This window comes from Cytobacillus sp. MT66, assembly GCF_058792595.1.
This window is the reverse complement of sequence record NZ_JBXAFB010000002.1, coordinates 90,210-109,881: the sequence shown is the minus strand read 5'-3', so window position 1 is coordinate 109,881 and position 19,672 is coordinate 90,210. Positions and strand designations below refer to the sequence as shown.

23 protein-coding genes and 1 riboswitch are annotated in these 19,672 nt (G+C 39.6%); of the genes, 11 read left to right on the top strand and 12 right to left on the bottom strand.

Translation table 11 applies throughout. From position 1 onward, the window contains the following. Positions 1-34 precede the first annotated feature (34 nt). Entirely contained in the window at positions 35-733 is a 699-nt protein-coding gene (locus tag AC1Q59_RS03705) for a hypothetical protein (protein ID WP_492364437.1), read from the bottom strand. A 229-nt stretch (positions 734-962) separates the two neighbouring features. On the opposite strand from AC1Q59_RS03705, the gene AC1Q59_RS03700 reads away from it, so the two are divergent. Further along, positions 963-2,294, top strand: a complete 1,332-nt coding sequence (locus AC1Q59_RS03700) for a hypothetical protein (protein WP_492364436.1) — start codon at positions 963-965, stop codon at positions 2,292-2,294. A gap of 109 nt (positions 2,295-2,403) precedes the next feature. Here AC1Q59_RS03700 and AC1Q59_RS03695 read toward each other — a convergent pair whose 3' ends face one another. Continuing rightward, entirely contained in the window at positions 2,404-2,568 is a 165-nt protein-coding gene (locus AC1Q59_RS03695) for a hypothetical protein (protein WP_492364435.1), read from the bottom strand. Between the two features lie 374 nt (positions 2,569-2,942). Between AC1Q59_RS03695 and AC1Q59_RS03690 the strand changes: the two genes are divergently transcribed. Both AC1Q59_RS03690 and AC1Q59_RS03685 read left to right on the top strand, forming a co-directional pair. After that, positions 2,943-3,536 (top strand): DUF5317 domain-containing protein, encoded by a 594-nt coding sequence (locus AC1Q59_RS03690; RefSeq protein ID WP_492364434.1) that lies wholly within the window; start codon positions 2,943-2,945, stop codon positions 3,534-3,536. A 179-nt stretch (positions 3,537-3,715) separates the two neighbouring features. Beyond that, positions 3,716-5,551: a diguanylate cyclase gene (locus AC1Q59_RS03685; protein WP_492364433.1), complete on the top strand. Its 1,836-nt coding sequence runs from the start codon at positions 3,716-3,718 to the stop codon at positions 5,549-5,551. 53 nt (positions 5,552-5,604) lie between these two features. On the opposite strand, the gene AC1Q59_RS03680 is transcribed toward AC1Q59_RS03685, so the two are convergent. The 5 genes from AC1Q59_RS03680 to AC1Q59_RS03660 form a co-directional block, all read right to left on the bottom strand. After that, positions 5,605-6,282: an SOS response-associated peptidase gene (locus AC1Q59_RS03680; RefSeq protein ID WP_492364432.1), complete on the bottom strand. Its 678-nt coding sequence runs from the start codon at positions 6,280-6,282 to the stop codon at positions 5,605-5,607. 6 nt (positions 6,283-6,288) lie between these two features. Continuing rightward, positions 6,289-6,786, bottom strand: a complete 498-nt coding sequence (locus AC1Q59_RS03675; RefSeq protein WP_492364431.1) for a VanZ family protein — start codon at positions 6,784-6,786, stop codon at positions 6,289-6,291. 157 nt (positions 6,787-6,943) lie between these two features. Continuing rightward, complete coding sequence (locus tag AC1Q59_RS03670) at positions 6,944-7,783, bottom strand: N-acetylmuramoyl-L-alanine amidase family protein (RefSeq protein ID WP_492364430.1); 840 nt, start codon at positions 7,781-7,783, stop codon at positions 6,944-6,946. Between the two features lie 130 nt (positions 7,784-7,913). Continuing rightward, complete coding sequence (locus tag AC1Q59_RS03665) at positions 7,914-8,714, bottom strand: ABC transporter ATP-binding protein (protein WP_492364429.1); 801 nt, start codon at positions 8,712-8,714, stop codon at positions 7,914-7,916. A gap of 59 nt (positions 8,715-8,773) precedes the next feature. Continuing rightward, positions 8,774-10,261: a gluzincin family metallopeptidase gene (locus AC1Q59_RS03660; protein WP_492364428.1), complete on the bottom strand. Its 1,488-nt coding sequence runs from the start codon at positions 10,259-10,261 to the stop codon at positions 8,774-8,776. 282 nt (positions 10,262-10,543) lie between these two features. Between AC1Q59_RS03660 and AC1Q59_RS03655 the strand changes: the two genes are divergently transcribed. Next, on the top strand, positions 10,544-11,104 hold the full coding sequence (locus AC1Q59_RS03655; protein ID WP_492364427.1) for a 3D domain-containing protein: 561 nt from the start codon (positions 10,544-10,546) through the stop codon (positions 11,102-11,104). A 54-nt stretch (positions 11,105-11,158) separates the two neighbouring features. Beyond that, the gene (locus AC1Q59_RS03650) at positions 11,159-11,782 is read left to right on the top strand and encodes a VanZ family protein (protein WP_492364426.1); all 624 of its coding nucleotides are present in this window, start codon (positions 11,159-11,161) and stop codon (positions 11,780-11,782) included. 41 nt (positions 11,783-11,823) lie between these two features. On the opposite strand, the gene AC1Q59_RS03645 is transcribed toward AC1Q59_RS03650, so the two are convergent. From AC1Q59_RS03645 to AC1Q59_RS03630, 4 genes are all read right to left on the bottom strand, one after another. Next, positions 11,824-12,579, bottom strand: a complete 756-nt coding sequence (locus tag AC1Q59_RS03645) for a sulfite exporter TauE/SafE family protein (RefSeq protein WP_492364425.1) — start codon at positions 12,577-12,579, stop codon at positions 11,824-11,826. Positions 12,580-12,745: 166 nt separating this feature from the next. Continuing rightward, positions 12,746-12,847, bottom strand: a riboswitch (purine riboswitch). An 18-nt stretch (positions 12,848-12,865) separates the two neighbouring features. Further along, positions 12,866-13,849 (bottom strand): GMP reductase, encoded by a 984-nt coding sequence (gene guaC / locus AC1Q59_RS03640; protein ID WP_492364424.1) that lies wholly within the window; start codon positions 13,847-13,849, stop codon positions 12,866-12,868. Positions 13,850-14,008: 159 nt separating this feature from the next. Next, positions 14,009-14,308 (bottom strand): spore coat protein, encoded by a 300-nt coding sequence (locus AC1Q59_RS03635; protein ID WP_492364423.1) that lies wholly within the window; start codon positions 14,306-14,308, stop codon positions 14,009-14,011. After that, a complete protein-coding gene (locus AC1Q59_RS03630; RefSeq protein WP_492364422.1) occupies positions 14,305-14,511 on the bottom strand; it encodes a hypothetical protein in 207 nt (68 codons plus the stop codon). The genes AC1Q59_RS03635 and AC1Q59_RS03630 overlap by 4 nt, the downstream gene beginning before the upstream one ends. A 159-nt stretch (positions 14,512-14,670) precedes the next feature. Here AC1Q59_RS03630 and AC1Q59_RS03625 point away from each other — a divergent pair, with 159 nt between their 5' ends. Genes AC1Q59_RS03625 through AC1Q59_RS03615 form a run of 3 tightly spaced genes read left to right on the top strand, consistent with a single transcriptional unit; the run spans position 14,671 to position 16,417 of the window. Further along, the gene (locus tag AC1Q59_RS03625) at positions 14,671-14,901 is read left to right on the top strand and encodes a spore coat protein (protein WP_492364421.1); all 231 of its coding nucleotides are present in this window, start codon (positions 14,671-14,673) and stop codon (positions 14,899-14,901) included. Continuing rightward, positions 14,898-15,260: a spore coat protein gene (locus AC1Q59_RS03620; RefSeq protein ID WP_492364420.1), complete on the top strand. Its 363-nt coding sequence runs from the start codon at positions 14,898-14,900 to the stop codon at positions 15,258-15,260. The genes AC1Q59_RS03625 and AC1Q59_RS03620 overlap by 4 nt, the downstream gene beginning before the upstream one ends. 20 nt (positions 15,261-15,280) lie before the next feature. Then, positions 15,281-16,417 carry a zinc-dependent alcohol dehydrogenase gene (locus AC1Q59_RS03615; protein WP_492364419.1) on the top strand — a complete coding sequence of 379 codons (1,137 nt, stop codon included), beginning with the start codon at positions 15,281-15,283 and terminating at the stop codon, positions 16,415-16,417. Positions 16,418-16,669: 252 nt separating this feature from the next. Here the strand turns inward: AC1Q59_RS03615 and AC1Q59_RS03610 are convergent, their stop codons facing one another. Beyond that, a complete protein-coding gene (locus AC1Q59_RS03610) occupies positions 16,670-17,527 on the bottom strand; it encodes a mechanosensitive ion channel family protein (protein WP_492364418.1) in 858 nt (285 codons plus the stop codon). A 231-nt stretch (positions 17,528-17,758) separates the two neighbouring features. On the opposite strand from AC1Q59_RS03610, the gene AC1Q59_RS03605 reads away from it, so the two are divergent. The 3 genes from AC1Q59_RS03605 to AC1Q59_RS03595 all read left to right on the top strand — a co-directional run bounded on the left by AC1Q59_RS03605 (position 17,759) and on the right by AC1Q59_RS03595 (position 19,636). Further along, positions 17,759-18,763, top strand: a complete 1,005-nt coding sequence (locus tag AC1Q59_RS03605) for a DUF3231 family protein (protein ID WP_492364417.1) — start codon at positions 17,759-17,761, stop codon at positions 18,761-18,763. A 325-nt stretch (positions 18,764-19,088) separates the two neighbouring features. Then, positions 19,089-19,409, top strand: coding sequence for a YbjQ family protein (locus tag AC1Q59_RS03600; RefSeq protein WP_492364878.1), 321 nt, complete (start codon positions 19,089-19,091; stop codon positions 19,407-19,409). Beyond that, positions 19,409-19,636 (top strand): hypothetical protein, encoded by a 228-nt coding sequence (locus tag AC1Q59_RS03595; protein ID WP_492364416.1) that lies wholly within the window; start codon positions 19,409-19,411, stop codon positions 19,634-19,636. The genes AC1Q59_RS03600 and AC1Q59_RS03595 overlap by 1 nt, the downstream gene beginning before the upstream one ends. Positions 19,637-19,672 lie beyond the last annotated feature (36 nt).

Sequence of the window (19,672 nt, the reverse complement as noted above, 5' to 3'; positions counted from 1 at the left end):
AAAAGAGCCTTGCACGAAGACTCTTTTTCTGCGATTAAATCGCACCCTTTATTTTGTTCATAATAGCAGAGCGCCGCTGTTCTTTCATTTGATCATAGGCATCCCTGTATTCCTTGGCATGTGCAGTGCTGTAGCCATGAGCCTGAAGGTCTTTCTCAAGCTGGCCATAGACGGAATTGAAAGTGCTGTCGGTCATAGCTTCTAGTGATTTTCCTGCATTGGAATACTTCACATAAAAATAACTGAATGAGATTTCTTCCCCATTGCTTTTTTTCTCGCTATATTCATTAACAGCCCTGGCAATGAGCGAATCTACTCTTTGATTTGCCTGAGACTCCAGCTGCTCAAAAGCTGCCCGATATCTTTTCTTAATAACAGCAACCGTTACTTTAGACCCGCTGGACGCTGCCGCTTTAGCCGAAGAGCCATTTGAGTTTTGATTAGATGCAGATGACTGGACTTCATCCTTAGTATTACTTGTACCCTGATCAGCTGAAGCCTCTGTTTGAACGGCAGAACCTTCTTCCTGATCCTGATTTTCGGAAACAGGCTCCTCTGTCTCGATTTCCTCCAGCGCTGGAATATCTACTTTATATTCTGTTTCCGTTAATTCATCAATTTGCTCATCAGCAACATCGTAATCCTTCATATTCAAGAAATAATAAACCGTTCCTGCTCCTCCCAGTATAATGACAAGGAAAAGCCCTAATACCCATTTCCACTTTTTCTTCATGCAAAAATAACCTCGCTTGTTTTTCTATTGGTACAAATTTTAACACATACAAACAAATTCCAACATATTCTTTTTCAACAATTTCTGTCAAAACTCAGCTAAATATCTAAAAATATGGTAGTTATTAGTAGAATTCATGGTATAATCAAATACTAGATAACCTATTATATGAAAAAAGTCTGATAGATTTCTTATTTCAGGTCTAAAAAGGAAGATTAGGAGGATTAAAATGTCAGTAAAGAAAAAAACAATTGCTTCTATTTTGGCTGCAACAACATTTGCAAGTGCTGCAGCAGTTACAGTAAGTCCTGCTGTTTCTAATGCCGCATCAAATGCAGATAATCTTGTAAAAAAAGCAGAAAACCTTGCAGGTGCTTTAAAATGGGAAATTTCTGTAGAGTACCGTAAAACCGCCTATCCGAAAAATGTGATCGATTATCCAAATATGAAATTATTCAATGATACAAAAGCTGCGCTTAAGACCGCACAAACAGCTGTTTCAAAGCTTTCAGGCAAAGAAAAAACAGTTCTTTCTGCAAAATTGGACGAAGTGAATAAATATTACCAAAGATCCATCCATCTAATCGATGCGATCACAGCAGGCAAAAAGATTGAAAAACAGAAAGTCAGATTAAGCAATGCCATTGCAAAAAAAGTTGATGCAGAAGCTGTACAAGCATACCATGATCTTTCAAAAGAGATCCGCAAGCAAGCAATCCTTCTTGATCGTGTATATGGACAGTCTACTCGTGATTTAGTCCGTGATGAGTTCAAAAAATCAGCTGAAGCGGTTGTTGCAGATGCAAAATACCCAGTAAGCGTAAAAATTGAATTAGACCGCGTGCAAACAGGGTTACATAATGACAGCGATAAAGAAGTTGAAAAACGTACAGCAAACGCACTTGCATTCTTAAAGCAGGTGAAAAATAGCACACTAAAAGCTGACCTGACTGCTCAATTAAACAAACAATTAGAAGCTGTTCTATCAAGCTCAAACAGTGTTGGTGCTGTTAAGCTTGCCGTAGAAAATTACGGTTTTGATCTAACAGCCTATAACAAGGTTTCTGTCGATTCTCGTAAAGCAGCCATTGCAGCAGATGTAATCAGCAATAGAGGTGAAGGCTTCGAGAGCAAAGCCGAGGTTCAAAAAGTGATCAATGCAAGTGCCGCAGTAAGAACAGCACTTGAAGACGCAACACAAAAAGTGAAAGCAGGCAATACGACCGTTGATGCATTCTTAGGCGGAGTAATCCAAGCTGTTGAAGACAATCAAACCATTCTAGCAACTGTTCAAGGTGAAAAGACTGAAGATTTTATTCGCGGTCTTACTTCCCTGGTTGACGGCGGCTTCCAGCTTACAAAAACAGAAACTGACCGCATTAACAGCGCGTTAGGAATAAAGCTAGACCCGGATATGAAATATAAATCTTACAAACAGCTTTCTGCTAATGGACAAAAGGCTGTGAATGATGTATTAAATGCCACATTAGATCCAAGCAGCTTCTCCACAGCAGTACAGGCAGTTGTGCTAGCACTGCTTGAAAACCAGTTAACACAATAAGAAAAATCTCAAAAGGCGCAGACCGCATCTGCGCCTTTTCTAATTCTCCCAGGTTCCTTCCCTAAGCCAAAAAAAGGAGCCGCCAGATTGGCGCCCCCTTATCCAAAAATTATTTAATTTTATATGCGTGTTCCTGTACTTTAACAACCTGCTCGAGCTGCTGCGTTAATTCCTCCATTACTTCTCCTAAGGTAATATCTTTTTCCTTCTCTACCCTTTGGAAAACGGATTGCATAATCAGGCTGAGCTGATTTGCTTTTTTCGATTGATTCATATACTCACCTATTACGATCAATATTGACAATACAAGACAGATTGTAACAAACTTTTTCATAAAAGACTACTAAAAAAGGGATATATTTCCTATTGTATCGAAAATTTAATTTTTCTGTCACAAAACACATCTTACAATCATCAGGCTAATAACTTTATCATAAAAAAACATGATTAAACACGATAATAGCATTTCCATAATTTATAATTTTAGTTCAAAATATCCATATTTACCCAACTATTTTCCATAAAATTGGTACATTACGCTCATTTTGAAAGATTTTGTTGAATAAAACCAGTAATTGTCTATAATTTGAAATATATGAATATTCATCCAGCGCAAAATAAAAATCATTCACTATAGGCGGGAATATTATGGTATTTGATGGAATCATCCTATCGCTAATTGTTGGCTTTTTCCGAAAAGGTAACTTAAAGGGATTAGCAAACCTAAAACTAAAATGGGGCTGGGTTTTTCCGCTTTTGCTAGTTTTTCAGATTATTATTTTCACACAGCAAAATAAATTTAATTTTCTTGCTGAGGCAAGCGGCTATTTATTTATTGGTGTTTATATTGTTGGTCTTACTTTTCTTTTTATGAACAGAACTCATCCGGGATTTATCATTATCTTTATTGGCGTTTTACTAAATTTCATTGTTATGGCTGTTAACGGCGGAAGAATGCCGGTTTCCATGGAAGCTGCGGCCGTGCTGGAGCCGGGATACCTGGACGTTTTGAAAAATGGAATTTATGCGAAGCATGCGATGCTGACTGAATCAACAAGGCTAGGATTTTTAGGGGATATTATCCCATTAACGGATCCGTATCCGCGCACCCAGGTTATAAGCATTGGCGACGTCATCATGAACATTGGCATCTTCATTTTCATTCAGCATTTAATGCTTAAAGATAAAAAGAAAAATGAATCACAGAGCTCGACATTAAAGGAGGTGAATCTCAATGAATAAAGAGAAAAAGCCTAATGGAATTCGTGTAACCAATGTTTTAATAAATGCTATCATTCTTGGTTCATTAATTGTTGCATTAACATCTGGTATGCGTGTAATTTAATAGTATAATAGAGGAAGAAGGTTTTGGTTTTTTACTTAACTTCTTCCTTTTATATTTTCTAATGCGAGTGTGGAATATGAAAACGACCAATTATTCATTTACAGCTTATCTAACTTTTACCTCAATCATTGGCATCTTTATTTTTTTCTATTTCCATGATTTTCAATTCGATGCGTCTTCAAACACTGTCATCAGTTATGCGTTAATTGGTGCTATTTTACTTCTTTATCATTATACAATCCCTATCCCGCCCGACGGAAATTCCTTATCTATGGATTCGGCTGTTTATTTAGCAAGTTTATTTCTTTTTGGACTAGATTTTACATTGAACGTCTTATTTTTCAATGCGCTCATTTTTGCTGCTTATCAAAGGAAAATTTCCTGGTGGAAGCATCTGTTCAACTTTTCCATGTATTGCATGATGCTGATATCAAGCTATTTCATGTTCATATTACTAGGAGGAAAGATCGGAAGCTTAGATACTTCTCATTTGCTTCCATATGTCCTTTCATTAGGATTATATTTTCTAGTAAATTCAATTGTCATTTGTTTTTACTTCCTATTTCAGGAAGGCGGCAGCTTGTTTAAAAACTTCAGCGGGATCATAAAGGATAAAACCTTCCTGGTCAGTTATTCATGTACGCTCCTTCTTTCTATTGTTCTAGGAATATTAATTAAGCAGGAAGGCATTTTTGGACTTTTTCTATTTGTTTTAATAGCGATGCTGCTATCAACCGCTTTTGAGCAGAACTTTAAGCTGTTCAAAGACACCGCAGAAAAAGCAAATAAAGATTTCCTTACTGGCCTGAATAATCATGGATTTTTCAAAGAATTATTTGACCATGAATTTTCCTTATCAAAAAAGACTGGACAAAAGCTTTGCCTGGCGCTGATTGATCTCGATGATTTCAAAAAATACAATGACCTTTACGGCCATATTGAAGGTGACTATCTTCTAAGGGAGTTTGGCAGACTGCTTGAAACAAAAGCAATGGAAAAAGATTATATCGTAGCCCGGTATGGCGGCGAAGAATTTTCTGTTTTAATGCCAAATACAACTAGCATGGAAGCATTGACCTTTATGAATGAACTAAGAAAGCTGGTCAATGATACTCATTTTAAAGGAAGCGAAGCACTGCCTTATGGATGCCTATCCTTTTCAGCCGGGATTGCCGAATATGAGAAAGGAACCTATAATGCTTCAGAGCTATTAAAGAAAGCCGACGACGCAATGTATTATGCGAAGGCCCAAGGGAAAAACCTTGTTGAATTGTACAATGACGAATCGCAATATTTAGCTGATAAAACAAAATCGTTTGAAAAACAATTTGAAAAAGCAGAACAGCAGTTAAAAATATTCCTTTCTAAGGACGTGTATACATATCGTCACAGTCAGCGGGTTTTTCAATATGCCTCTGAATTTTCCAGAAAATTAAATTTAAACAACCATGATCGTAAGGTGTTAACGCTCGGTGCCCTCATTCATGATATTGGGAAACTAGAAATACCGCGGGACATTATCAATAAAACCGGAAAACTTGAGCCCCACGAATGGGAAATGATGAAGAAGCACGTTATTTGGGGAAAAGAGATTATCTCAACCAATAAAAACATGGAAGAACTCATACCGCTTGTCGAACTTCATCATGAACGATACGATGGAAAAGGCTATCCTTACGGGCTAGAAGGAGACAATATCCCTAGACTGGCGAGAATTCTATGTATTGTTGATTCGTTTGACGCCATGACAACGGAAAGGCCCTACCAGAAAACAAAGACCTTTGAGGAAGCCATTATCGAGCTAAGAGCCTGCGCCGGCAAGCAATTCGACCCGGAGTTTGTTGAACCGTTTATTGAATTAATCCAGGAAAATTATATTGGAAAATCCCAAAAGAAATTAGTCAAAGCCTAAAAAGGAAGCACCTTCCCGTATGGAGGAGCTTCCTTTTTGCTTGGAACCTGTGATTAACAGATTTCCCGAATAAGGTCCACTGAATTATTCTTCGGTGAATTGACTAATGAAGATACCTGATAAGTTTCCATTAAATCCTTATCAAGCGGTTTTAACAAGCTGTCCAAAATAGCCGTGTCAGTAATGGAGCGATCCAGCCATATTTTTTCATCTTCAGGTTTTAAAATAACAGGCATTCGATCATGTATATCCTTAACCAGTTCATTTGGAGTTGTTGTAATGACCGAACAAGAAAATACAGGTTCACCTTTTGGAGAAAGCCAGCGCTCCCAAATTCCCGCCATCCCGAAAAGATGATCTCCCTTTAGCTTTATGCGCATTGGTGTTTTTGATTTGTCATTATGCCGCTTCCATTCATAAAAGCTATCAGCAATAATTAAACAGCGCCGTTTCATATAAGCTTGGCGAAAACTTGCCTTTTCTTTTAAGGTTTCGGCTCTAGCATTTATCATTTTATAGCCAATTTTCTCATCCTTTGCCCATGACGGTATGAGCCCCCATTTTAAATGCCCGAGCCTATTTATTTTCCCATCATTAATCACAGAAAGAACAGATTGGGATGGGGCTACATTGTAGCTAGGGGCATACAGGTCTTCTTCCATAAATTTTTCAATATCAAACCGGTCAATAATTTGCGAAAATGATGCTGTCAGCGTAAAACGGCCGCACATCGGAAATCACCTCGACTTTGATTGGGACAATCCCACTGGCACTGAAACTTCCCCTTTTTTCCAATCCTTTATCTTGACGAAAAGGCTGTAAATGCACAAACCGAGAAATGCACCGGAACTGTCAATCAAAACATCTCTTGCCTGCGGGCCCCTTCCTGGCACAAAACTCTGATGAAACTCATCTGTTGCAGCATATACTGCACAAATACATAATGCAAGGACAAAACCTTTGAATCCCTTCATTCCATGCATTCGGACCGCATTAAATACGAGCAGAGCAAGAGCAAAATAAACAAAGAAATGCGCATTCTTTCGAACAATATGATTTAACTGGCTGATATCAAATTCAGCTGACGGCGCTATTTTTTCAACCGTATCCACGATGACTTTTGTTACCCCATGGCTAATCTGGCTCGATTCGTGAGCCGGCTGAGCCGAAAAGCCAAAAATGATTAGCATCCAAACAGCCACTGCTGCCCATGATAGACATATTTTAAGCTTCATATCTTCCCTCTATACTTCTGACGTCTCATGCATAAACTCTCTTACATTTTATCAAAGATTCATCGTCGTTCAAGGGCCATGGGAAAAATAACCAAAAGGTGCAAAAAAAAATAGATAAAATCAGATTTTAGCTCGCTGATTTTATCCATTAAAAATCCTATTTGTTATTTTGGTAAAATACCCTAGCTTTATTTAAGAAATCCTTTGCAGGTGTTTCATATTCTATATAATCTTCAATATTGGTTACCCAATAATCTACTCCAACATCATATTGCCCGCCATATAAGTTATCATATCCATAGACCCGATAACGCTCTCCTGGCTGTAGAATTCTCGCAAAGTGCAGCTCATCATTCTCATCACGTTTCCACAGGTTAATCGGTTTTAAGACTGTAATCCGGCCAATCTGTCCTTCTTTGAACTCCATGCCCTCCCAATATGGGGCAGATGGTTCCTTCTCAGCTAATCGAAAAGCACGGACAAGCCCCTGGACATGGCCATATGCAATTCTTTCCAAATACGCGAATCGGCTCAAATTGGCTGCATCTGTGGGATTATCAATAAAACCATTCTCAGTTAGAATGGCTGGCATATTACTTTCCCGAAGCATGTGGAAATTGGCTTCCTTTTTTCCGCGATCTCTAAAGTCCGTCTCTTTGATAACCTCTTGATGAATAAGATTTTGATAGGTGGTTTCAGGAACGTTTGTTCCCGGGAAAATATAGTCTTCATATCCGTTTGCCGTTTGTTTGTCCGAATTTATATGAACAGATAAAAGGAAGTCTGCTCCCCAGTCATTTGCCATGTTTGTGCGTGTAGTTAAGGAAACAGTTTTATCCGTGTCCCGGCTCATTTTTACCTGGACGCCCTCATAGGCTGACAGCATATCTCTTATAATTTTGGAGATTTGTAAGGTTACATTCTTTTCTAATAATCCATGCCCGGAAGCACCTGGATCTGTTCCGCCATGGCCTGGATCAATAAAGATTTTGACCATTTGCACCTCTCCTTTCCTTTTAATCTATGCAAAAATAAATCCAGCCGTTTGGGCTGGGTTTATTTTTATTATCCATATGATTGATACGACACAAATATGGTTGGAATTTTGATGAAGAATTGTAATTCACTTAGCTGCCTATTAAGGATTTGCCTTGGACAGACAGCCACGGACGATTTTCTTCCCAGCGCACACGGACAGGCGTTTGAAAAGTATCTGATAAATACGCATCTGTCACCAGCTTTTCCTTAGGTCCCGCCCCAATAATCTTTCCATCACGAATCAGCAACACATGTGTGATTTCTTCCACAAGCTCTTCAATGTGATGGGTTACATAAATCAGATGGCATTCTGTCTTAACGACTTCCTTAATAATGGATAAGACTTCTTCACGAGAAAGAACATCAAGGCCAGTACATGGTTCATCTAAGATAAGAATTTTTGGACTAGCCATTAAAGCTCGGCCGATCAGGACCCTTCTTTTTTCTCCCTGTGATAAAAGACGAAAATGCTTGCCTTTTAGATAATCAAGCCGTAATCGCTGAATCAGATGATTGGCTTTCTCTATATCCTCATTTGTTACTTCTTCATATATGCCAATGGAAGCAAACTTCCCGCTCAAAATGATATTTTCAACAGTATCAACATTTAATGCGTTTGAAAAGCGGTCCAATGAACTGCTGACAAAACCAATTTCTCTGCGAAGCTCAGGCAAATTAGTTTTTCCAAATAAACGCCCTAGAACTGACACTTCACCGGATGTCGGAAATTGATATCCGCATACAATATTAAGCAGCGAGGTTTTGCCGGAACCATTTAACCCGAGAATGCCCCAATGCTCCCCCTCATTCACCTGCCAGTCCACACTGCCTAAAATCTCCTGTCCCTGGCGCTTCCAAGTAACATTCTTAAACTGAATGATCTCACCCACAATAATAAACCCTCTTTCTGCCAAGAAATTTAAATATTCCAATTTATCATCATAAACAATTATAACCGATAAATATCTTCATATTTTTGTGTTAAGTAGGTCAATAAAGGCTTTTCGTTAATTTCATTAATTGACAGGTCCTTTAGAATTTCCTTTGAAGTTTTAAGCTTGCCATATTGATAGATATGCTTGGTTTTCCATTTAAGAATGGCAGATAGATCCTCTTGGGCAAGCACGTCAAAATTCGGCATATCTTTAATCATTGCCTCTCTTAACTGAGCCGCATAAATAAACCCAATCAAATAGCTTGGAAAATAGCCAAACAATCCGAAATACCAATGTACATCCTGAAGGACCCCTTCACAGTCGTTCTGCGGCACAATCCCAAGATAATTTCTGTATTTAACATTCCAGACCTCCGGCAAGTCTGACACCTTCAATTTATCTGCAAACAGATCCTTCTCGATCTCATAGCGAATAATCACATGAAGCGGGTAAGTAATATCATCTGCCTCATATCTGATAAGAGATGGTTTTACCTCACACAAAGAGAAGTAAAATTGATCCAGTGAAACATGGCTATAAACTTCAGGCATAAGCTTTTGAAAAAAGTGAAAATGCTGCTTCCAGAAACCCTTATGCTTGCCGATCATTTTTTCCCAAAAAATAGCTTGAGATTCATGAAGCCCCATTGATGTATATACAGCAAGGCCCGTGTCTACTAGCTCTTTGCTGATATTTTGATTGTATAAGGAATGGCCCCCCTCATGGAGAGTCATCAGTGCCGCTGATTTCACATCATTTTCAGCATATTTAACAGCCAGCCTTGCATCATCAGGGTGTATCCCGGAACTAAATGGATGGAGAGTCGGCGCAAGCTTCCCTGCATCCATTCGGTAGCCTATGGCTGTTAATAATTGATGCGCAAGCTGCTCTTGTTTTTCTAATGGAAAGGGACGTCTAAAAAAAGATGAATCTGGCTGAACAGGCGCCTTTTGAATGCGGTCGAGCAGTTTGATCGTTGTATCTTTGATATTTTTAAATAAACAATCAATTTTTTCCGTATGTATACCCGGTTCATACCTGTCAAGCAGCTGATTGTATGGTGCTTCATGCTTATTATTCAAATAGGCAAACCGCTTTTGTGTTTCTATTAAATCTGCTAAATCCTTTTCTACAAGTTTAAAATCCTTTAATCTTTTGGCTGAAGCCCAATGGGAATAGGCCGCTGCTTTTTTTTGCGAAAATTGCTGAAACTCCTCAACAGGCAAAGAAGATAAGTATTGGTAGTTTTTTAAATGAAATTCAAATTGCTTTCTATGGACCTCATCTAAATCCCTTTGCAGCAGGTTTTGCAGGAGCCGTCCAAACCTTGGATCCGTCTGCAGCTCAATAACCTTTTTCGTCAGGGTTCCTTGAACCTTGGCATACTGTCTTTTTCTTCCTATTCCTGTGCCTGTTTTCGCTTCCCAGAATAAGACGGCAGCCGCCTGCCGGCAGTGCTCAATCAATTGAATATGGTCAATCGCTTCCTGTAACTCCCCCATAATTTCTCCTCTAACGATGTAAAATTAAAAAACGCATGATTTACTAATATTAAATTTACCGCGAATGAAACAATATTGGCAACTATTTCACTTTCCTTAACTATCAAAAAACAATTTGCTGATCGGATTATACACCATCTGCACATGATGTTGCCGCGATCAATATTTTCTTTCTCGTTACATATAGAAACTTTTCTGTAATAAAAATACTATCCGGCTGAAATATGCCTGTCATGTTTGTCTGGTACGATACCTTTATAAAATAGAAAAAGGAGATAGAATATGAAAAAGTTTCTATTGAGTGCCAGCACCATCACCTTTCTATTATTCGGATATTCAACCACAAGTTTTGCAGCAGAAAATACATATCTAGTAAATAAAGGGGACACACTTTGGTCCATTGCGAAAAAAAATCATGTTACTGTTCAGCAGCTAAAGGATTGGAATAACCTTAAATCCGATCTCATTAAAATTGATCAAAAATTAAAGATTACTGCTGCAGCTTCTGAATCAGAGCCTGCTCCACCCGCAGCAGCTGAAGAAAAAGCAAATTTCAAAGAAATCACGGTAAAAGCTACTGCCTATACTGCCAGCTGTAAAAATTGCAGCGGCATCACTTATACAGGTATTAACTTGAAGAAAAATCCAAATATAAAGGTGATCTCCGTTGATCCTAAGGTGATCCCGCTGGGTTCAAAGGTGTATGTACCTGGATACGGCGAAGCGATTGCTGCAGATAAAGGATCCTCTGTAAAGGGCAATAAAATTGATGTATTTATCCCATCAAAACAAAAAGCCTTACAATGGGGAAATAAAACAATCAAAATTAAAGTCTACCAATAATAGGAATTTTAAAAAAAGATGAAGTCTAAAGGATTTCATCTTTTTTAATGTATAATGGAATTTGTGAAAAAATTAAGGCTTGTTGAGGTGAACAAAATGGGGAAATCACTGCTGCTATCATTCATTCTATCTTCTGCTATTTTTTTGGTGTTTTCCCCTATTTTCTATCAGGTCACTTTTTATCTGCATCCCATCGCACTAGCAGTAGTGTTTTTTTGTTTATTCTTTCTAATCTCCTTTTTCATTCTTCTTTTTCAAAAGAAGTCAGTCAAGATCCCCTTTCCTCTATTCATGTGCATCTTGATAGTATATACGGGCGCGCTTTTAGTTTTACTATTCTTTCGCCCAAGCAGCACAAGCTATATTTCACTTAATTTCACGCCCTTTAACACCATCGAGTTTTTTCTCTCAGGAAGAGTGAATTGGTTTATTTCTTTTTACAATCTTACAGCAAATGTGGGACTATTCATTCCTTATGGGATTTACTTTCGGATTAGAAAAAGCTCATTTCTTAACCTATTGCTATATTCAACTGTAACCATTATAAGCATCGAGATCCTCCAATTTGCCACCCGCCGGGGAAGCATGGACATAGATGACCTCATCTTAAACGTATCAGGCGTGACCCTCGGTTACTTGTTTTATCCCTTATTTAGAAAAGTATTTAACATTCGTTAACGCATTAAAGCATCGGGGGCCTGTCCCCCGATGCTTTAATGTTATAAAGTAATGAGCATATATCCAGATGAACATATGGTAATGATAGCAATGATGACTTTGAGATGTTTTAATGGTACTTTGGCAGCGAAACGGGCACCTGTTAGAATGCCGGCTGTTGTTCCTAGAAGGCTGGCTGCAATCAGCGTGGGCATACTGGTCATGTTGGCATGAGCAAAGTAGCCAAAAATGGCTGGAATAGCGATGATAACCGAGTTCAATAATCCTACCCCGACAGCCACTCGAATATTCACGCCTAGGCTTGCCAGCAGCGGAACAAGCAAAATAGGACCTCCAGCTCCCGTCAGTGAACAAACAGCTGCTGTAACCACCCCAAGGGAAATAAGCATATACCGATTGCTAAGCAGACCCGATTCCTTTTTTATCATTGAAGAGTCCTGACTTTTCTTAAAAAGAATCGATAATCCTGCTAACAGGACAAAAATATAGAGAAGCAGTTTGGCTAGGAATTCAGAAATAAACACGTTAATCAGCACGCCCAAAAATGCTCCTGGCAGACTTCCTATGCTAAGGAAAAGGGCTAGCTTTACATCCATATTTTTTGATTTCCAATAGGAATAAGCACCAATAATCCCTGAAACAGCAAAAGATAGAAAACTTAAAGCTAGTGAATCATGAACAGGCATACCTAAAAATCCTGCATAAATTAAGGGCAGCAGAAATCCTGAAATACCTGTCATGCCCAACAGCACGCCAATAATTATATTCGAAATTAAAACAATACTAATAATAAACATGACTAACCCTCATAGAATCGGCTAAATATCCGCTTGGTCGATATTCTCACTAGAGTTTGACAGAAGAAAAACAAAATAAACGATAAATGCGAAAGGCAGCATCGCGGGTTAAGCTATGATTTTAAAAAACCAAAGCAAGAAACCGCGATGCAGGCACACACAAGTATTCGCTTTTGTCATTCCTCATAGTCAAACTATTTACGGTAGTTTGGTAGAAACTTTTGGACCATATTTCCAAATTTATACGAAGAATTATGATAGAGTATTTATTTTTTCTCTACTTAAATTAATAGACCTTATCACCATTAAAAATAGAATTTTTAACAACCACGTAATCAACATTGCGAATGGCGCTTAATTTGTTTCCGCCCGCATAAGAAATTGATGATTGGAGATCTTGTTCCATTTCAGTCAATGTATCTTGAAGAGCACCTTTGTATTCTACATACATTTTCTTGCCTTCAACGTTCTTCTTTTCACCCTTTTGGAATTCGGATGCTGAACCGAAATATTCCTTGAACAGCTTACCATCTTTTTCAACCGTTTCCCCCGGAGATTCCTCATGTCCGGCAAATAACGAGCCAATCATGACCATTGTAGCACCGAAGCGGATAGATTTAGCTATGTCTCCGTGTGTGCGGATGCCGCCATCGGCGATAATTGGCTTACTTGCTGCTTTTGCACACCAGCGAAGGGCAGCAAGCTGCCAGCCTCCTGTACCAAAGCCCGTTTTAATTTTTGTAATGCATACTTTACCAGGCCCGATACCAACTTTGGTTGCATCTGCTCCGGCATTTTCTAATTCCCTTACAGCTTCTGGAGTACCAACATTACCTGCAATAACAAAGCTTCCAGGCAAATACTTCTTAATATGCTTAATCATATCAATGACTGCATTGGAATGCCCATGGGCGATATCAATTGTAATATATTCAGGAGTTAGCCCCTCATTTGCAAGCTCTTGGACAAACTCATACTCTTCAGGCTTCACACCTACACTAATAGAGGCATATAACCCGCGGTTCTGCATGTCTTTGACAAATGCCACACGAGACTCAGGCACAAAACGGTGCATTATATAGAAATAGCCATTTTCCGCTAAGTAAAGAGCGATTTTTTCATCAATAATGGTCTGCATATTGGCAGGCACTACTGGCAGTCTAAAAGTACGTCCGCCCAAAGCAACCGTTGTATCACACTCTGAACGGCTGTTTACCACACATTTTGCTGGAATCAGCTGTATATCTTCATAATCAAATACGTTATCCATTTTAACACCTCAGACACGAATATTTTAATAGGTATCTTCTTTAATCATTCGTACATTTGTAATTTACATGATTCTATTCCCTATGTCAACTGTAAACACGGAATGGTTCTGTTTTTATTGAACGTACAAACGGGACAAGGTGCCTGTCCCCGTGTCCCGTTATTTTTCGCTTAGCTGCAGTGCTGTTTGTGTGATTTTCATGTCTTCTGCGATTTGTGAGTTTAGGCTGTATGGGAAGTAATAGCCCTTTGCCATCATGTAGTAGGTAATTTTTGCATGTGTTTCGACAGCTTTTCGTAATTCTTCACGCAGCAGTGATCTTGCCTCTGGGTTCGCGCTTTCTGTGATCGCAAAGGCAAGATTTCGTACCCCCGCTTTGGCAGAAATTAAAAAATCTGTTGCAATGACCTGATCTGTCATGGCACCCATACCCATAAGCTGTTTTAGAAACTCATTCATGCTTCACTCCGCCCTTCTGTCAAAATTTCTTTCATATTTTGAATAAAACCAGCGCCTGTATTTGCATCATCTGAAAGAATGGTTTTTAATTCTTCATCCTGCACCATCCCGCTCATGAGAAGTGACTTTGTCAGACTTAAGTTTTTAAAAACGAGCAGCTCGTGAAGCTCCATAGTTTCATGCAGACCTAGCTTACTTTTCATTGATAATTCCCCTTTTTATTGTGATAGGTTCATTTTGTGCAGTCAGCGCCTTTTAAAAAATGGTAGTTTTTGGTTTCCTCGCGAAAAAGGGAAATCCGAATAATGTATAAAGAAAAAGAGAAATTAACACTAGGCAAAAATTCGAGGAGGCATTTAGACATGGAACAATCTCATTTAGGATTTCACGAAACAATGGATCTCCATGAAATGATTAATTTCAAAACCATATGCCTAATGAAATCAAAACTCATGCAGGGAATCTGTTTCGATAATGATTTAAAAGCACTGATGGAAAAGGACGTAAAACAATCACAAGCTGCTTTAACAGAGTTGAAAGAGCTTTACAGCAAAGCTGCAACAAAATATGGAGGAGGCGGCCTAACACAATGAATCAAGACTACTTAGATCCTAAATATATGGTAGGAATGCCAAAAATGACAGATGCCGCTTTTGCCTTAGATTTTATATCTTCCGTCAAAACAGGAATACGCTACTATTCTGTTGCATTAACAGAAACCGCAAGCCCTGAATTAAGACAAGCCCTGTACAAGCAGATGGAAGATGCCATTGATCTGCACGGCGAAATCACAAAATTAATGATTGATAAGGGCTGGCTCTATCCAGATGATATTGGCAAACAAATTGAACTAGATTTGAAATCAGCTGATATGGCCATCGCCATTGCCGAAATGGAGCTGTTCCCACGAGATACGGATCGCCTTGGCACATTTGCGACCCCTAATCAATAAATGCAGGAGGAATAACAAAAATGAAAGCTGTTACTTATCAGGGCATTAAAGACGTCGCTGTTAAAGAGGTCGACGATCCAAAAATTCATAAACCCGATGACATAATTATCAAAGTGACGACTTCGGCGATCTGCGGCTCAGATTTGCATTTAATCCATGGAATGATTCCGAATACGCCCGAAAACTACATTATTGGCCATGAGCCAATGGGGATTGTCGAAGAGGCAGGGCCTGAAGTGAAAAATTTGAAAAAAGGCGACCGTGTGATCATCCCATTTAATGTGAGCTGCGGGGCTTGCCGCTTCTGCAATGAAGGGCTGACCAGCCAATGTGATAACTCCAATCCGCATGGGGATATGGGAGGCTTTTTTGGGTATTCAGAAACAACCGGCGGTTATCCCGGCGGACAAGCGGAATATATGCGGGTTCCATATGCTAATTTTACTCCTTTTAAAATTCCCGAAGATACAGAGGTCGAGGATGAAAAGCTTGTCCTGCTGGCAGACGTTGTACCTACCGCCTATTGGTCAGTCGATAATGCAGGCGTGAAGGATGGGGATACTGTTGTTGTTCTTGGCTGTGGTCCCATTGGTCTGCTTGTCCAGAAATTCGCCTGGCTTAAAGGGGCAAAAAGAGTCATCGCTGTCGACTATGTAGGCTACCGCCTAGAGCATGCGAAACGGACCAATCGTGTAGAAGTTATCAATTTTGAAGATAAAGAAAATGTCGGAGAATACCTCAATGAAATTACAAAAGGCGGCGCTGATGTTGTCATCGATTGCGTTGGCATGGATGGTAAAATGACACCGCTTGAATACCTTGCAACTGGCCTTAAGCTTCATGGCGGGGCAATGAGTGCGATTGTAATGGCCACTCAGGCAGTAAGAAAAGGCGGAACCATTCAGCTGACAGGCGTGTATGGATCTCGATACAACGCCTTCCCGCTTGGGGATATCTTCGAACGCAATATTAACGTGAGAACTGGACAAGCGCCAGTGATTCCCTATATTCCAGACCTGTACAAAATGATTGCCAAAGGAAAGGTTGACCCAAGCGATATCATTACACACGTCCTCCCGCTTGCTGATGCCGAAAAAGGATACAAAGCCTTTGACACGAAAACCGATGGATGCATAAAGGTTGTACTTAAACCATAGCGGGTTTTAAAAAGCTGAGAAAGTCCTTTATAAAGCCTATGATGGACATATCCCTCTGCAAAAAAGCTGGGAAAGTCCTTCATAAAGCCTATGATAGACAAGTGCTTCTGCAAAAAAGCAGAGAAAGTCCTTCATAAAGCTGATGATGGACAAATGCCTCTGGAAAAAAAGCTGAGAAAATCCTTCATAAAGCTGATGATGGACAAATACCCCAATAAAAAACTCCTCTTAATAGAGGAGTTTTTTATATTCTTATTCATATGATTTTTCCGGACCGCCAGCGTTTTTATGGATAAAAACTTGATGCGGAAAAGGAATTTCAATTCCATTAGCATCAAACGCTGCCTTTATCGCTTTTCTCAGTTCACGTTCAACAGCCCACTGTTCGCCGTTTTCTGTTTTTGCTATGACACGCAAGACTACATCTGAGGTTCCCAGTGCCTGAACACCAATCACATTTGGACCCTCGACGATAGCAGGAGTATTCGCTGCCACTTCGTCACAGACAAGCTGCATAACATGAGTGGCCTGGTCAATATCCGCATCATAGGAGATGCCTATATCAACTAAGGCACGCATATTCCCGCGGGAATGGTTGCTTACACTTTTGATTTCCCGGTTTGGAATATAATGAAGCGTTCCATCAAATCCGCGAATTTGCGTCGTACGCAGACCAACAGCCTCAACAATCCCATCGATGGCACCGATCGTCACATAGTCACTTACATCAATTTGCCTTTCTAACAGCAGGAAGAAGCCTGTAACAACATCGCTCACAAGTCCCTGCGCACCGAATCCAACTGCAAGCCCGACAATTCCTGCACCGGCAATAAGGCTGGCAACAGACAGACCGAAAATGCTAAATAGCGTGGCAACAAGGATAAAGACCAGTACATACGAAAATATATTTTCTGCAAGCTTATGTAAAGTTAAGGCACGGCCCTTTGTAATATCTTGTTTTTGCTGGAGCTTTTGAAAGGCGCGTTCCATTATTTTTCGCCCAATTGCCTTAACGATCGCAAAAGCGATAAGAACGCCTATAATCTTCAAGCCTAAAATTCCGGCATCTACCAGCAGGCCTTCCCAATCAAATTTTTCAATATCAAACAACTAAAACATCCTCTCTATCCTGGCTAGTCCAACATTTATATCCGAACCTTTTACATGATAAACCAAAACCAATAAAAATACATTTCATTTTCGTTAAAAATTGACAACAAATTTCACCTTTGATTTTCGCACGGGAAATAGGCCATGTATTTGCAATACACGTATACACACATTTATATTTTTCCTGATTTAGGAGATATTATTTTTAGTGGATGCTTTAGGAGGTTTTTTATGGAGGATAAGACGAAACTTCGGTTAAATGCAGCAGAAATGAGCAGTCTCTGGACTCAGTATCTAAATGATACACTTGCGGTTTGTGTCGGCAGTTACTTTTTAAAGAATGTGGAAGATGAAGAGGTAAGACCGATCGTTAAATTTGCATTTGAGGGTTCACAAAATAACATATCTATTATGAAGGAACTATTTAAAAAAGATGAATTCCCGGTTCCGTTAGGATTTACCGAACAAGATGTGAATGTGAATGCACCCAAACTGTTTTCAGATACATTTATCTTGATGTATTACCGGCAAATGTCCATTCTTGGCATGGCAGCTAGCAGTGTAGCCCTGGGATTGGCAACTCGCCCGGATGTCGTCGATTTTCATAAACGTGTGCTGAAGCTAAGCGTTCATCTTCAGGATTTAACACGTGATCTGATGTTAAAGCAAGGCATCTATGTAAAGCCTCCTTATATTTCAACACCTGACCATGTCGATTTTGTTGAAAAGAAACATTTCCTGTCAGGATTTTTCGGCAAAAGAAGAGCGTTGACATCTGTTGAAATTACTCATTTATTCTTAAATGTCCAAACAAATGGGATTGGTAAAGCACTTATTATGGGCTTTGCGCAAATTGCCCAGCAGCAGGATGTAAAACAATTCCTGATAGAAGGGAAAAAGATCGCTCAAAAGCATATCGATAATTTCAGTGATATTTTGAAAAAAGAAGACTTGCCGGCGCCAATGAGCTGGGATGCTGCTGTTTCTGATTCAACTGCTAGGGTATTTTCGGATAAGCTAATTATGTTCCACGTATCTGCTATGATTGCAGCAGGCATTGGAAACTATGGCTTGGCTATGGCCGCAAGTCCCAGACATGATATTGGCCTTCAATATGCCTCACTCATTCCGGAGATCTCCGCGTATGCTAATAACGGTGCCAAAATCATGATCAAACATGGCTGGATGGAAGAACCGCCGCAGACAGATGACCGGGACAAGCTGATCAAAGGATAGCGAGCAATGTTCTCCTATCCTTTGCCAAGGTATTAAAACCTAAAAATGATGACTGCATAGATCGCCCATTTTGATAAGTGTGACCACTGATCCCCCTCTTTTTAGCCAGAGCATTCTGACTATTTCCAGTCCCTTCCGACCCTTAGATCGAACTCCTTGCTAATTACGCCATATATCTCTTCTCTGCCATATTAATAGATATATTTGGCGCAGAGGCAAATGGTAAAATATTTTTCACTAGCCTAGGTTACTCATAGACTCATAAACGTTTACAAGGTAGAATAAAATGAATAGGAAGAATTTCACAGGGAGGCTTGGTGCCGCTATGATCATTGTCACAACAGAAAATATTGCAAACCACAATATTACAGAAGTTAAAGGACCCGTATTTGGGTTAACCGTACGAGCAAGAGGAATTGGCAAGGATATTGTTGCTTCACTAAAGGGACTGGTTGGCGGTGAAATTAACCAGTATACAGAAATGCTTGAGGATGCAAGAAAACAGGCGATTGATCGTATGGTTGCCAATGCACAGGCAATGGGAGCAAATGCAATCATCATGATGCGCTTCGACTCCGGTGAAATTGGCCAGAACATGAGTGAAATTGTTGCCTACGGAACAGCCGTTGTTGCACAAAAGAACTAATGATGAAGTGGATCCTTGGCTTTTATGGAATACAGCTTATCATTTTTCTTATTCTAATCTTCGGGTCATGGTACATATGGGATAAGCGTTTTAAAACCAAGCATGGCCAAAAAGTGCCTGAAGGCTTTATCAGAACAAACGAGGTGTCCATTGATCCCACCACAGGGAAGAAACTGATTGTCTATTACAACCCTGATACTGGGGAAAGATTTTATAGAGAACAGTAAAAGCAGGGATATGACTCCCTGCTTCTTTCTGTGCTA